This window comes from Pseudomonas sp. FJ2-5-13, from assembly GCF_029201605.1.
Classification (GTDB): Bacteria; Pseudomonadota; Gammaproteobacteria; order Pseudomonadales; family Pseudomonadaceae; genus Aquipseudomonas; species Aquipseudomonas lactis.
Genome location: NZ_CP104045.1, coordinates 1,770,648 through 1,782,994, shown reverse-complemented (window position 1 = coordinate 1,782,994; position 12,347 = coordinate 1,770,648). Strand labels below are relative to the sequence as shown.

Below are 12,347 nucleotides of genomic sequence, written 5' to 3'. Positions count from 1 at the left end.
AACGCACATACGCACCTGTTTGAGCCAAAGCCTAGTCAGGGCGCATGATTTTGTATATTTGAATAATCTGCACAACTAATCCCAAAAAGAAGAATCATGAGCAAGCAACTCAATATCGATCTGCTGCGAACCTTTCATGCGGTCGCCCGCTTCCGTCGCTTCAATGAAGCAGCGAGCCATGTGCATCGGAGCGCTTCGACCGTTACGACGCAGATTCAAAAGCTGGAAGACTTAGTCGGCCAACGCCTGTTCAGCCGGAGTAACCAAGGTGTTGAGCTGACGATGTATGGCAAGAAACTACTCAGCGAAACCACCGACTTTCTCAAGAGCCACGACCGCTTACTGGCCTCCTTAACCCCCCAGCGCATGCAAGGAAGGATTCGCCTGGGGCTTCCCGATTCTTATGCGCCGGCTTTCATGCGCGACTTCCTGCCGCAGCTTATCGCTGACAATCCCTTGCTTGAGTTGGAAATAGAAGCCAGATCCAGTGGCGAACTGTTCACCATGTTCAGCCGGGAACAGATTGATTTGGCATTGATCGTCAGTGCTCAGCCGTTGGAGCAAGGAGAACAGTTGGGTTCGATACAGCCTGTATGGGTTGTTTCCGACCAATTCAAAACACCCGAACAGGCGCCGCTACCCATCGCAGTGCAATTGACCGGTTGCCCCTATCGAGCCTCAGCGATACGAGCGCTGAAAGAGCATGGAGCCTACTATCGAGTCCTGCTGGAAAGTGCCAGTTCTACTGCGGTAGAAGCCGCAGTGTTCTGCGGATTGGCCGTTGGCCTGATTGAAGAAAGTCGAATAACCGTTGGGTTGACTCAAAATATCCCCGGCGTTCGCCTACCTGAATTGCCGCGCCACCACATCTACTTGTTGTCCGATAGCGCAAACCATTTGGCGCTTCATCTGCATGAACAACTCAAAAAGGGGTTCACCCTCTGAATACACACAAAAAAGCCCGCTGACCGTCACCGGTTCAGCGGGCTTTTTCGTGGGTGTGGCTTACAGCGCCAGGTCAGAAACCGGCTTGCTTGGCTCAGCCGCAGGCTTGGCAGCCTCGGTGGCCTGTGGAGCAGCCAGCTGCGGGATCGCAGGTGGCGGGGTCAGTTGCAGGATACCGGCGGTGTAGGCCCATTCCTTGGCAACCGCTTCAGGGCTGTCGTTCAGCTTGGTGCCGTAGCTTGGCACGATCTGGTGCAGTTTTTCCTGCCAGGCCGGGCTGGCTACTTTGTCCTTGAACACCTTTTGCAGCACGGTCAGCATGATCGGAGCCGCGGTGGACGCACCTGGCGATGCACCCAACAGGCCGGCGATGGTGTTGTCGGCAGAGCTGACCACTTCGGTACCCAGCTTCAGCACGCCGCCTTGCTCTTCGTCACGCTTGATGATCTGCACACGCTGACCGGCTTGCCACAGGCGCCAGTCGGACTGCTTGGCGTTCGGGAAGTACTCTTGCAGCGCCTTGAAGCGGTCGTCATCGGACAGCATCAGTTGGCCGGCGAGGTACTCGACCAGTGGGTATTCACGAATACCCACTTTGGTCATAGGCCAGATGTTGTGGGTGGTGGTGCTGGTCAGCAGGTCCAGGTACGAGCCTTCCTTCAGGAACTTGGTCGAGAAGGTCGCGAATGGGCCAAACAGAATCACGCGCTTGCCATCCAGCACACGGGTGTCCAGGTGCGGAACCGACATCGGAGGCGAACCTACCGAGGCCTTACCGTAGGCCTTGGCCAGGTGCTGCTCGGCGATGGTCGGGTTCTCGGTCACCAGGAACGAACCACCGACTGGGAAGCCTGCGTATTCCTTGCCTTCAGGAATGCCCGACTTCTGCAGCAAGTGCAGGGCACCGCCGCCGGCGCCGATGAACACGAACTTGGCGTCGGTTTCAGTCTTGGTGCCGTCTTTGAGGTTTTTGTAGCTCACACGCCACGAACCGTCGGCGTTCTTGGTGATGTCCTGCACTTCGCTCGACAGTTTCAAGTCAAACTTCGGCGTGGTTTGCAGGTGAGCGACGAACTGGCGGGTGATCTCGCCGAAGTTTACGTCGGTACCGATTGGGCTCCAGGTGGCCGCGATTTTCTGGCTCGGGTCACGCCCTTCCATCATCAACGGAACCCATTTGGCGATCTGCGCCGGGTCTTCGGAGTACTGCATACCGGCGAACAGCGGGCTGGCCTTCAGGGCTTCGTAGCGTTTTTTCAGGAACTTGATGTTGTCATCGCCCCACACAAAGCTCATGTGCGGAGTGGAGTTGATGAACGAACGAGGGTTCTTCAACACGCCCTGCTGAACCTGCCAGGACCAGAACTGACGGGAGATCTGGAACGCTTCGTTGATCTCGACCGCTTTCGGGATCTCAACGTTGCCGTTCTTGTCTTCCGGGGTGTAGTTCAGCTCAGCCAGGGCCGAGTGACCGGTACCGGCGTTGTTCCAGCCGTTGGAGCTTTCTTCGGCCACGCCATCGAGGCGCTCGACCATTTCCATGGACCAGTCCGGTTCCAGCTCATTGAGCCAGACACCCAGGGTTGCACTCATGATGCCGCCGCCGATCAGCAGCACATCGACTTTCTTTGCCTCTTCCGCGTGAACGGACGTGATCCCCATCGACAAAGCCAGCCCCAGCAGGGCAGTGTTTACTTTTTTAAACATCAGTAGCACCTATGATAAAACGCCATCCGCCCTACCGCCCCTGATCATGAGTAACCCTCGTTCACGCTACGTCAGGCAACGTACCGCGGGGTCTGCACAGTCACATAAAGGCTGCAGGGTGGGCACACAAGGCCGATGGATCGACCTCACTGTTATGTCCCTTCTGCGCTGACTTCTTATCATTATTGGCTTCAGCTACCTGGGCGACAGCCAACCGCTGGGACGTATACGGGTGTACGCACCAGGGAAAGACTAGCCCAAGACGGCGCGCAGAATATCACGCTAAACAGCGTTTATGCGCCGTTTGGCCAATTGACAGGCCTAAATCGCGGGTTTTAATGCGCCCCTGTCAAGCCTGGCAGCCGCGACCTGCGGTCACAGGCGTGGAACTCTGCCGAAAATGACGGTTCTAGACACCTTCGTCGCGGCTTGCGTAGCATCGACGACGTCCTTCGTGCACACCCTCCACACAGAGTTACCCATGACAATCCAGCAAACACCCGGGCAGGTACTGCCCGCGCGCAGCGCCGCCAAAATGGAAGCGGCCATGGCCGTGGGCGCCTTCGCGATCGGCACCGGCGAATTCGCCATCATGGGCCTGATGCCCGACATCGCCCAGAACCTGGGCCTGAGCGAACCCCAGGTGGGCCACGCCATCAGCGCCTACGCCCTGGGCGTGATGGTCGGCGCCCCGCTGCTGGCCATCCTCGGCGCCAAGCTGCTGCGCAAACACATGCTGCTGTTGCTGATGGGCCTGTACGCCCTGGGCAACTTCGCCACCGCCTTCACCCCCACCTTCGGCTCGCTGGTGGCCTTCCGCTTTATCAGCGGCCTGCCCCACGGCGCCTACTTCGGCATCGCCGCCGTAGTCGCCTCCAGCATGGTACCCACCGACAAACGCGCCGGCGCCGTGGCCCGCGTGATGATGGGCCTCACCCTGGCCATGCTGCTGGGCAACCCCATCGCCACCTTCCTCGGCCAACACCTGGGCTGGCGCTCGGCCTTCGCTCTGGTCAGCGTGATCGCCCTGCTCACCATCGCCCTGGTCTGGCAATTCGTGCCCCACCGCCACGACGAACAACGTAGCGACCCACGCAAAGAACTGCGCGCCTTCACCAAACCCCAGGTGTGGATGGCCCTGTCCATCGGCGCGATTGGCTTTGCCGGGATGTTCTGCGTATTCAGCTACCTGGCGCCGACCATGCTGGAAGTGACCAAAGTCTCGCCACAATGGATCCCCTTCGGCCTCGCCGCGTTTGGCGTCGGCGGCATCATCGGCAACATTGCCGGCGGCAAACTGTTTGATCGCATGCAGTTTCGGGCGGTGGGTTTGATATTAGTGTGGTCGATGGCGGTGTTGTTGTTCTTCCCCTTCGCCGCGGCGTCGCTGTGGGGCGTGCTGCTGAGCATGGGGTTGGTGGGCACCATGGTCGCGTTGGCGGCGCCGTTGCAGATTCGGTTGATGGACATTGCCCATGAAGCGCCGAGCTTGGCGGCAGCGTCCAACCATGCGGCGTTTAACCTGGCGAATGCGCTGGGACCGTGGTTTGGGGGGATGGCGATTACGGCAGGGTTGGGTTGGACCAGTACCGGCTACATCGGTGCTGCTACAGCGCTGGTGGGGCTGGGCCTCTACATGATTGCCCGGCGCATGAAAGGCGGCCACTAACGCCCTACTGGATCAAACTGTGGGAGGGCTTCCTGTAGGAGCGAGCTTGCTCGCGAAAAACCCACAGACGCCGCGTTTCTTCAGGAAGCCCGCGTTATCGTTGACATTTTTCGCGAGCAAGCTCGCTCCTACAGAAAGCGATGACACTTAACTGGCAGGCATTAGTGCTTGCCCCACCACCCATCAATCATCATGCAACAACCCCGAACCATACTCCCCATAACTACTCCCCAGTCCACTACCGCCAAAATTCATCTTCGCGGCTTTGTTGGGGCTATGGTCGCCAAATGCCTGGCACCCGCCTGAAAAGCACGGGTCACTGCTCACGGCTGGTGAAGATGAACAAGCGCTTAACAGCAACGTGCCGGTGATCATCACGACTTTAACAAGGTTCGAGATCATGGTTTCAGTTCCCTATGGGCTGGAGGCGCTGGGGTCCTCTCTTGCAGGGAATCCTAGACCTCAACGGCGCAGGGGATTATGAAACTTTGCTGGGTGACAGCATGAGTTCAGGTTGCCGCCTTGGGTAAGGCGGCAGGGTTGGTTGTCAGGCTTTGACTGGGGCCGTTACAGGCGCAACCTGCTCCTGGGCCCGGTCAACGAGCAGCGAGCTCAACTCGATTAACTGCTGGATGCCCAGGGCGATGGCGCGTTGGGAGTCGTCGAGGTCGAATGCCAAGGTGGCGGCCATTTCGTTGGCGGATGCGAGGTTTTCGGCGGCGTTGGCCAGGAGGGTTTCGGGATCGATGGTTGGGTTTACGAGGAAGAGGTTGTTGCTTGGGAGTTCAACGGGCGCAGCGTCGTCGGATGGGGGCAAGTGATGATTGATTGCGCGCTGGGCTGCGGCTTTAAGCTTGGGATCGACGGGCGATGCGTTTTGATCAAGTGAAGAACTGCGTGTGTTGTTGTGCATGGGCGAAGCTCCAAATATTTTCGGGAGTTAAAAACGCCTTAGCAATACGGACTTCCACCTCCGGCCGCTGGGTTTGCAGCGGCCTCAGAAGGTTAGCGGCGGGTGGTCCGACGGGCAAGCTCTGAGAAACGTAGGAAAACTCCCAAGAAGTGTTGTGGTTTTGCGCCGCAATATCTTTACTTCCGTTGTACGGGCCAGTGAAAACTCCATTTCTTACGCCGCTCATTTCGGCTTTTTTTAAAACCGGATGTCCAGGGCTCATAAGCTTCAGCATCCGGCATCCAACCTCCTTCGTGGGCACCCGATAAATCGATGCCATTTACTTCCGGAGTCTTTCCTCCTAGTCTTTTTTTGTCGAACCGTTCTACAAGCAATTTTGCATGCTCGATGAGGTCCTCGCATAACACGTAACCGAAAAAAATGACGTCGTCGGTATACAAGCCAATGCCTTTAACTGAATCCCCATACTCTTCATTCGTTTGCCCATTACCGTACCGCAGACCGAAACAGAAATGCTCCTTACTAGCCCCAGGTGGGAAGTCATTATTTTTGAACCGGGTGATGAGCTCATTTCTACGCGCCAGCATAGTATTTAAATTAACTACCGCATCAGTGAGCGCAGTCGCAGCAGACAGTGCTCTACCAACTGTAGACAGTCGACTTAAAACTATATCTTGCAGATGAACAACAGGCGGAGCTATCTCTTGCAACTCCAGAAGATTTATTTGTGGAATCTCAGTCTGTGGGTGACCAGCAGCCATTTTGACGATTATCTCTCGGCATTTACCTCTCTGAGCGTCATAATCCTCTTGAAGCTCCTTAACATGCTGTTTCTTTAAAGCTATACCACAATTCATAATGCCTAGAGAAAGTACTATCGCAGCATTAGTATCGCGAATTTCCTTGGTCAGTTGCTCTCGAACTTTGTTCCTCTCAGAAATGTAGCCTGCCGTCCATGCACCAATACCAGCACCTGCTAACGCTCCAACAACAGAAGTGAACAATGCTCCATAATCGACTGACCAGCCAATGTCTGGTACCAGCGGTGCAGAGCGCCAAAAAATTCCGGACACAGGCTCCCAAAGGTCTGTCATCGCGCCCCCTCTTGTTCGTTGGACAGATTCATTCTTAGCACAGATATCGGGGTCAAACCACGATACCAAGCTTTGATTTGGCTGAGGGACGTAACGATTTACCCCCAAACACATCTCTCGACGAGCTGCCGATTCAGCTCAATGGCCCAACGTGTAAGATGCCCCACAACCATCCATCATTGGGGCTGCCATGACTGGGATATCCCTAAACCTGCCGGAAGACCTGTCCAACTCTCTCGCCGACCTAGCCAAAAGCCACGGCCAGACAGCGAGCTGCCTGGCGATGGACGTTCTTCGCGACTGCATCGAGCACGAAAAAACGCTGACCGCCCAAATCGAGCTGGCAGTAAAGGAAGCCGACGAAGGCAAATTCGCCACCGATGACCAAGTGGCAGCCATGCGCGCTAGGCGTTGGAGCAAGAATACGGGTTGAGTGGCTTGAAAAAGCACTCAAGAATCTGGAAGACGAAGCAAACTATATCGCTCTCGAAAACCCAAAAGCCGCTGACGACTTCTCGGATGCCATTTTTACCAGCGTCGACAGGCTGGCTCAGTTTCCTTCCATGGGGCGCGAAGGTCGGGTGAAACATACCCTCGAATGGGCAGTTCCCAACTGGTCTTATCTGATCCCGTATAGAGTGCGGGGCGATCGACTGCAGATTTTTGGCGTATTCCACACGCGGCAACGTCCTCGTTCGAAGTGGTAATGCGCGCAATACCTGCCTCTCCGGCACCCGAGATCCGTTCCTGATAAACTGCGCCCCATTCGTCTCGCCAACTCAGATCCCCCATGCCCCTACAAACCGCCCCACTCTCCCGCCGCTTCTCCGTCGCCCCCATGATGGACTGGACTGACCGCCACTGCCGGTTCTTCCTGCGCCTGCTCTCCAAACACGCCCTGCTCTACACCGAGATGGTCACTACCGGCGCGATCCTCCATGGCGACCACGACCGCTTCCTGCGCCACAACGAAGCCGAGCACCCGCTGGCGCTGCAATTGGGCGGCAGTGTCCCAGTTGATCTGGCCGCCTGCGCCCGTATGGCCGAGGCCGCCGGTTACGACGAAGTGAACCTGAACGTCGGCTGCCCCAGCGACCGCGTGCAGAACAATATGATCGGCGCGATCCTGATGGCGCACCCTGCCCTGGTGGCGGACTGTGTGAAGGCCATGCGCGATGCGGTGTCGATTCCGGTGACGGTGAAGCACCGTATCGGTATCAATGGGCGGGACAGTTATGCCCAGTTGTGTGATTTCGTCGGCACGGTGAAGGATGCCGGTTGCACCAGTTTTACCGTGCATGCGCGGATTGCGATTCTGGAGGGGTTGTCGCCCAAGGAGAACCGGGACATTCCGCCGTTGCGTTATGACGTGGCGGCGCAGTTGAAGCGGGACTTTCCGGAGTTGGAGATTAATCTCAACGGTGGGATCAAGACGTTGGAGCAGTGCCAGGAGCATTTGCAGACGTTTGATGGGGTGATGCTGGGGCGGGAGGCTTATCACAATCCGTATCTGTTGGCGGAGGTGGATCAGCGGTTGTTTGGTAGTGAGGCGCCGGTGATTAGCCGGGCGGAGGCGTTGGCGCAGTTGCGGCCTTATATTGCTGAGCATTTGGCCAGTGGTGGGACGATGCATCACATCACGCGGCATGTGTTGGGGTTGGGCACGGGGTTTCCAGGGGCACGCAAGTTCAGGCAGTTGTTGTCGGTGGATATTCATAAGGCGGCGGATCCGTTGGCGTTGTTGGATCAGGCGGGGGCGTTGTTGGAGGGGCGGTGATTGGTCGAGTGTCAGTTGGTTTAGATGGAGGCTGACACTCCGCTTTCGCGAGCAAGCCCGCTCCCACATTTTTGCCTGGTGAGTGCCAGGTAGATGCTCATTGGATGTACCGGCGCTATCGCAGGCCAGCTCCCACATTTTTAGCGGTGATTGCAAGGGCGCGGCAGTTGCTGCCGGCCCTTGCTGCACTGTTGCTTAGTTTTCCGGCACTGTTCCTTTGGGCACAGTTACCCATTGGTCAGTGTCGCGGTTATACCTTTTCCAATCTTTATCGGTCCTGACTTTTCGGTAAAGCGTGTTGAATGTAGTGCCGCCGAGTATTTGAAATTGAACTTCACCGCCTGGCGTTTTGCAGTTAACCAACCCCAGAATGGGTGAGTTCGGGTTTACTTGCAGTGCATACACGGCGTCTCCAAAGGTTCCGGTGGTGGCGTAGTCCAGTGCAAAACTCACGAACTGACTTTTCGGGGTGTCGCTGGACTGTAAGGCGAGCAGTCGCATTGTCGTATAGGTGGCACCGTTAAAACCCAGCGCGTGTAGGTCAGGCCCATCGATGGCCCAGTACTCTTGGGGTGTGCCGCCTCCTTTGACGTATTTGTCCAGGTCGTTCTGCGCCTTAGAGTAGATCACCCCGGCCTTGAGCTTCTGGACGTGCCAATTGTTGGTGTCTGCGCTCTCATACGCGCGGTACACCCAGGTGGCAGGCGCAGTCACTCGGGTGTCGGTGATCTTGCCGCCGTAGGATGAGGTCAGTTCGTTTTCCTTTTCAAGGGTGCGGCTCCCCATGGGTTTACCTGCCTTGGCAGTGTCAATGATGCCACGCATTTCCTGGGTATCGTAACAACCGGCGCTGAGGGCCTGCTGTACCGTCACATCGGCAAATACCGTTGTTGAACAAATAAAACCGAGGGCGGCGAATAGTGTTGATATACTCCGTTTCATTACATCTCTCCTTTGCTTTCAAACTAACGAACCAGCAGATTTTAATGCACAGACGCACACACTTCGCCGCGGACAGTTATGTCATCAGAGTTTTTATCGGCCCAAGTTAGCGCTTGTCAGTCAGGTATAGCACAAGTAAAAACAGCAACAACTAAAGAGCTGGAAAATAAACTTTTCACAACTTCAAAACATTGATATTGCCTCTATCAATTGGCTTGAAACCGGTGGCGCAGGACGGGTGGAATCCGGTTGAACCTAGCCGCGATTTTGCCCTCCAACTGAGCACCACTGCCGGTAATTCAAACGGCTGTTTTCAGGTTATTGCCCTCGCAAACGACCTAACGCATTTGCGCCCTTGAGCGCCTGCCAGCGCTCGGGTAATGTCACTAGACCCACAGGACAGAGCACGCCCATGACTTCCAAGCTGGAACAACTCAAGCAATTCACCACCGTCGTAGCCGATACCGGCGATTTCTCCACGCTCGCCAAGCTCAAGCCACAAGACGCCACCACCAACCCTTCCCTGCTGCTCAAGGCTGCGTCGATTCCGGGCTATGCCAAGCTGCTGGATGAGTGCGTGCAGGACTGCAACGGCGATGTGGGCCTGGCCAGTGACCGCTTTGCGGTGGCGGTGGGTCAAGAGATTCTCAAAGTAGTGCCGGGCCGTATTTCCACTGAGGTGGATGCGCGTCTGTCGTTCGACGAGGCCGCGATTCTCAAGCGTGCGCACCGTCTGATCGACCTGTACGACAAAGCCGGCGTTGGTCGTGACCGCGTGCTGATCAAGATCGCTTCGACCTGGGAAGGCATCCGCGCCGCCGAGAAGCTGGAAAAAGAAGGCATCCAGACCAACCTGACGCTGTTGTTCTCCTTCGCTCAGGCCGTGGCCTGTGCCGAAGCGGGTGTGTTTCTGATTTCGCCGTTCGTGGGCCGTATCTACGATTGGTACAAGAAGGCCAACGGCACCGACTACACCGGCTCCGAAGACCCGGGCGTGCAGTCGGTGACGCGCATCTACAACTACTACAAGGCTAACGGCTACAAGACCGTGGTGATGGGTGCGAGCTTCCGTAACCTCAGCCAGATCGAAGAGCTGGCCGGGTGTGACCGCCTGACCATCAGCCCGGACCTGCTGGAGAAGCTGGCAGCCGATGAAGGCAAGCTGGAGCGCAAGTTGGCGCCAGGCCACGCCGGTGAGGCGCGGGTGCATATGACTGAAGCGCAGTTCCGTTGGGAGTCCAACGAGGACGCGATGGCGACTGAGAAGCTGGCGGAGGGGATTCGTCAGTTTGCTCGGGACCAGGAGAAGCTGGAGGCGTTGTTGTCGGCCAAGCTGTAAAGGCAGCTAGCGGCAAAAAGGGCGGCACCTGTGAGGGTGTCGCCCTTTTTTGTGCGTCGGTGTCACCGCCGTCCAGTGTGGGAGCTGGCTTGCCTGCGATAGCGGTGGGCCAGCCAACACTTCATCGACTGACAGTGCGCAATCGCAGGCAAGCCAGCTCCCACATTGGACTGTGTGTGTTTGAGCAGGGAGGCCGTCAGTGCCGCTCGAGGGCGTTGACGAGGTCGTGGAAGGCTTCGCGGTTGGACTCATTCAAGCCCATCAGGATCTTGTGCGCTTCCAGCACCTTGACCCGCACCACTTCCTCGGACTGGTCCTGGGACGGCAGGTCGGTGAGGCATTCCGGGCAGGGGATTGGGCGGTCAACGATGTTGAACACCTGATCAAAGCCCATGGACTGCAACAGACGGGTGATGTCTTCGTGGGTGGTGACCACGGTCGGCAACAGGCCGACCTTCTGCCGCGACAGAATGGACAACTTGGCCAACAGGCCCAGGGTGGTGCTATCGATGCTGCGCGTTTCGGTCAGGTCGATCACAATCGCCGAGAAGTTCAGCGCTGTGAAGATCCGCTCGATCGTCGCATCCAGGGCCGAACACAAGGTCAGGCGCACTTCACCGACAAATTTCAGGACGAAGGTCCCGTCTTGCTCGGCGAATTGGATTCTTCCGGTACTCATCAAAGATTCCTGCTCAACACCAATAGGGCGATATCATCCGGCATCTCCCCTAGCGTGGCCAATCCAAAAACCTGCCGCAGGCCATCCAGGCTGCCGCCCGCCGACTTGACCTTTTGGGGCAAGGCGGCTTCTTTCTCTTTGAGTGTAGGCTCTGGAAGAAGGTCCAGAATACCGTCAGACATCAGCGTCAGGCTGAAGGTCGGCGGCAGTTCCAGGATGTGGTCTTCGTAGGTGGCTTCGTTAAACAAGCCTACGGGCAGGCCACGCCCTTCCAGGTAGCGCACACTGTCAGGAGTGTACAAAACAGGCATCGGCAGGTGACCGCCAATACTGTAGGTCAAAAGACCGGTTTCTTCGTCGATCACGCCGCCGACCATCGTCACGTGCTTACCCAGCTTGCAGCTGATCAGGCCTCGGTTGATGTGGCCCAGCACCTCGGAGGGGGTGAACTCCGGCAAGGTGCCATTGCGCTTGGACTCGAACAACAGCCGTGTGGTCATGAACTTCAACAACACGGTGACAAACGCCGAAGACGCGCCGTGGCCGGATACGTCGGCCAGGTAGAACGCCACGCGGCGCTCATCGACGCGGAAATAGTCGACAAAATCACCCGAGAGGTACAACGACGGGATGATCTGGTGGGCAAACTTGAATTCGTCAATCGTCCAGGGGCTTACCGGCAGCATGTTCATCTGCACCTGGCGACCGGCGTTCTGGTCTTCCTGTAACAGGTTCAGGCTGGCTTCGAGTTCGCGGTTGGCGGTCTCGAGCTTTTCGCGGTAGCGCTGGTTTTCCAGGAGCAGGCGTGCACGGTCCAGGGCGCGGCGCACCGAGTGCTCCAGCACGGCCAGGTCTTCCAGGGGCTTGATCAGGTAATCGGCGGCGCCCAGGCGCAAGGCTTCAACGGCATCGTTCATGACACCGGCACCGGACACGACAATCACTGGCGTTTGCGGGGCAAGGTCGGTCACCTGGCGAATCAGCTCCAGGCCGCCCATCTGGGGCATGCGCAGGTCGCAGATCACAAGGTCGGGCTTGTCGCGCTCGAATACCTGGAGACCCTGTTGGCCATTACTGGCCTGCAGGACGCTGAAGCCACTGTCTTCCAAGTAGGCCGCGAGGCTCGCGCGCACTACTTCGTCGTCATCGATTATCAGCAGCGTGGCACTGGTTTTTTGCATGTGGGCAAACGGCGCCAGAATTAGGTTGGCGTAGGCGGCTCGGCAATGGCCGGGCTCACGTACTGGATTCGCTTTCTAGCCTCTCTGTCCTACAAAGCATT

At 57.3% G+C, this 12,347-nt stretch carries 13 protein-coding genes; 6 read left to right on the top strand and 7 right to left on the bottom strand.

The annotated features are described in order from the left end of the window. Positions 1–96: 96 nt before the first annotated feature. Positions 97–945: a LysR substrate-binding domain-containing protein gene (locus tag N2A98_RS08015; protein ID WP_044272932.1), complete on the top strand. Its 849-nt coding sequence runs from the start codon at positions 97–99 to the stop codon at positions 943–945. A gap of 60 nt (positions 946–1,005) precedes the next feature. Here N2A98_RS08015 and mqo read toward each other — a convergent pair whose 3' ends face one another. Then, positions 1,006–2,652 carry a malate dehydrogenase (quinone) gene (gene mqo, locus N2A98_RS08010; RefSeq protein WP_275623238.1) on the bottom strand — a complete coding sequence of 549 codons (1,647 nt, stop codon included), beginning with the start codon at positions 2,650–2,652 and terminating at the stop codon, positions 1,006–1,008. A 481-nt stretch (positions 2,653–3,133) separates the two neighbouring features. Here mqo and N2A98_RS08005 point away from each other — a divergent pair, with 481 nt between their 5' ends. Continuing rightward, positions 3,134–4,321, top strand: a complete 1,188-nt coding sequence (locus N2A98_RS08005) for an MFS transporter (RefSeq protein ID WP_275623237.1) — start codon at positions 3,134–3,136, stop codon at positions 4,319–4,321. Positions 4,322–4,504: 183 nt separating this feature from the next. Here N2A98_RS08005 and N2A98_RS08000 read toward each other — a convergent pair whose 3' ends face one another. From N2A98_RS08000 to N2A98_RS07990, 3 genes are all read right to left on the bottom strand, one after another. Continuing rightward, a complete protein-coding gene (locus N2A98_RS08000) occupies positions 4,505–4,723 on the bottom strand; it encodes a hypothetical protein (RefSeq protein WP_081339059.1) in 219 nt (72 codons plus the stop codon). Positions 4,724–4,868: 145 nt separating this feature from the next. Continuing rightward, the gene (locus tag N2A98_RS07995; RefSeq protein ID WP_275623236.1) at positions 4,869–5,234 is read right to left on the bottom strand and encodes a DUF6124 family protein; all 366 of its coding nucleotides are present in this window, start codon (positions 5,232–5,234) and stop codon (positions 4,869–4,871) included. 176 nt (positions 5,235–5,410) lie between these two features. Beyond that, positions 5,411–6,328 (bottom strand): hypothetical protein, encoded by a 918-nt coding sequence (locus N2A98_RS07990; RefSeq protein WP_275623235.1) that lies wholly within the window; start codon positions 6,326–6,328, stop codon positions 5,411–5,413. Between the two features lie 190 nt (positions 6,329–6,518). Here N2A98_RS07990 and N2A98_RS07985 point away from each other — a divergent pair, with 190 nt between their 5' ends. The 3 genes from N2A98_RS07985 (at position 6,519) to dusA (ending at position 8,105) form a co-directional block, all read left to right on the top strand. Beyond that, complete coding sequence (locus N2A98_RS07985) at positions 6,519–6,761, top strand: CopG family transcriptional regulator (RefSeq protein ID WP_275623234.1); 243 nt, start codon at positions 6,519–6,521, stop codon at positions 6,759–6,761. Beyond that, on the top strand, positions 6,751–7,035 hold the full coding sequence (locus N2A98_RS07980; protein WP_275623594.1) for a type II toxin-antitoxin system RelE/ParE family toxin: 285 nt from the start codon (positions 6,751–6,753) through the stop codon (positions 7,033–7,035). Before N2A98_RS07985 ends, N2A98_RS07980 begins: the two co-directional genes overlap by 11 nt. 83 nt (positions 7,036–7,118) lie before the next feature. Continuing rightward, complete coding sequence (dusA, locus tag N2A98_RS07975; protein WP_275623233.1) at positions 7,119–8,105, top strand: tRNA dihydrouridine(20/20a) synthase DusA; 987 nt, start codon at positions 7,119–7,121, stop codon at positions 8,103–8,105. Positions 8,106–8,300: 195 nt separating this feature from the next. On the opposite strand, the gene N2A98_RS07970 is transcribed toward dusA, so the two are convergent. Further along, positions 8,301–9,047, bottom strand: coding sequence for a hypothetical protein (locus N2A98_RS07970; RefSeq protein ID WP_275623232.1), 747 nt, complete (start codon positions 9,045–9,047; stop codon positions 8,301–8,303). Between the two features lie 412 nt (positions 9,048–9,459). On the opposite strand from N2A98_RS07970, the gene tal reads away from it, so the two are divergent. Then, complete coding sequence (gene tal / locus N2A98_RS07965) at positions 9,460–10,386, top strand: transaldolase (RefSeq protein WP_044272927.1); 927 nt, start codon at positions 9,460–9,462, stop codon at positions 10,384–10,386. Positions 10,387–10,582: 196 nt separating this feature from the next. Here the strand turns inward: tal and rssC are convergent, their stop codons facing one another. Then, positions 10,583–11,065, bottom strand: a complete 483-nt coding sequence (rssC, locus tag N2A98_RS07960; RefSeq protein WP_003172602.1) for an anti-sigma factor antagonist RssC — start codon at positions 11,063–11,065, stop codon at positions 10,583–10,585. Further along, positions 11,065–12,246: a two-component system response regulator RssB gene (gene rssB / locus N2A98_RS07955; protein ID WP_014717527.1), complete on the bottom strand. Its 1,182-nt coding sequence runs from the start codon at positions 12,244–12,246 to the stop codon at positions 11,065–11,067. Before rssB ends, rssC begins: the two co-directional genes overlap by 1 nt. Positions 12,247–12,347: the final 101 nt, after the last annotated feature.

Bases quoted from the DNA above. Each gene is read 5' to 3' on its own strand.
- N2A98_RS07995 (WP_275623236.1), bottom strand. From the start codon at position 5,234: ATGCACAACAACACACGCAGTTCTTCACTTGATCAAAACGCATCGCCC.
- N2A98_RS08000 (WP_081339059.1), bottom strand. From the start codon at position 4,723: ATGATCTCGAACCTTGTTAAAGTCGTGATGATCACCGGCACGTTGCTG.
- rssC (WP_003172602.1), bottom strand. From the start codon at position 11,065: ATGAGTACCGGAAGAATCCAATTCGCCGAGCAAGACGGGACCTTCGTC.
- N2A98_RS07990 (WP_275623235.1), bottom strand. From the start codon at position 6,328: ATGACAGACCTTTGGGAGCCTGTGTCCGGAATTTTTTGGCGCTCTGCA.
- tal (WP_044272927.1), top strand. From the start codon at position 9,460: ATGACTTCCAAGCTGGAACAACTCAAGCAATTCACCACCGTCGTAGCC.
- N2A98_RS08005 (WP_275623237.1), top strand. From the start codon at position 3,134: ATGACAATCCAGCAAACACCCGGGCAGGTACTGCCCGCGCGCAGCGCC.
- N2A98_RS07985 (WP_275623234.1), top strand. From the start codon at position 6,519: ATGACTGGGATATCCCTAAACCTGCCGGAAGACCTGTCCAACTCTCTC.
- rssB (WP_014717527.1), bottom strand. From the start codon at position 12,246: ATGCAAAAAACCAGTGCCACGCTGCTGATAATCGATGACGACGAAGTA.
- dusA (WP_275623233.1), top strand. From the start codon at position 7,119: ATGCCCCTACAAACCGCCCCACTCTCCCGCCGCTTCTCCGTCGCCCCC.
- mqo (WP_275623238.1), bottom strand. From the start codon at position 2,652: ATGTTTAAAAAAGTAAACACTGCCCTGCTGGGGCTGGCTTTGTCGATG.
- N2A98_RS07970 (WP_275623232.1), bottom strand. From the start codon at position 9,047: ATGAAACGGAGTATATCAACACTATTCGCCGCCCTCGGTTTTATTTGT.
- N2A98_RS08015 (WP_044272932.1), top strand. From the start codon at position 97: ATGAGCAAGCAACTCAATATCGATCTGCTGCGAACCTTTCATGCGGTC.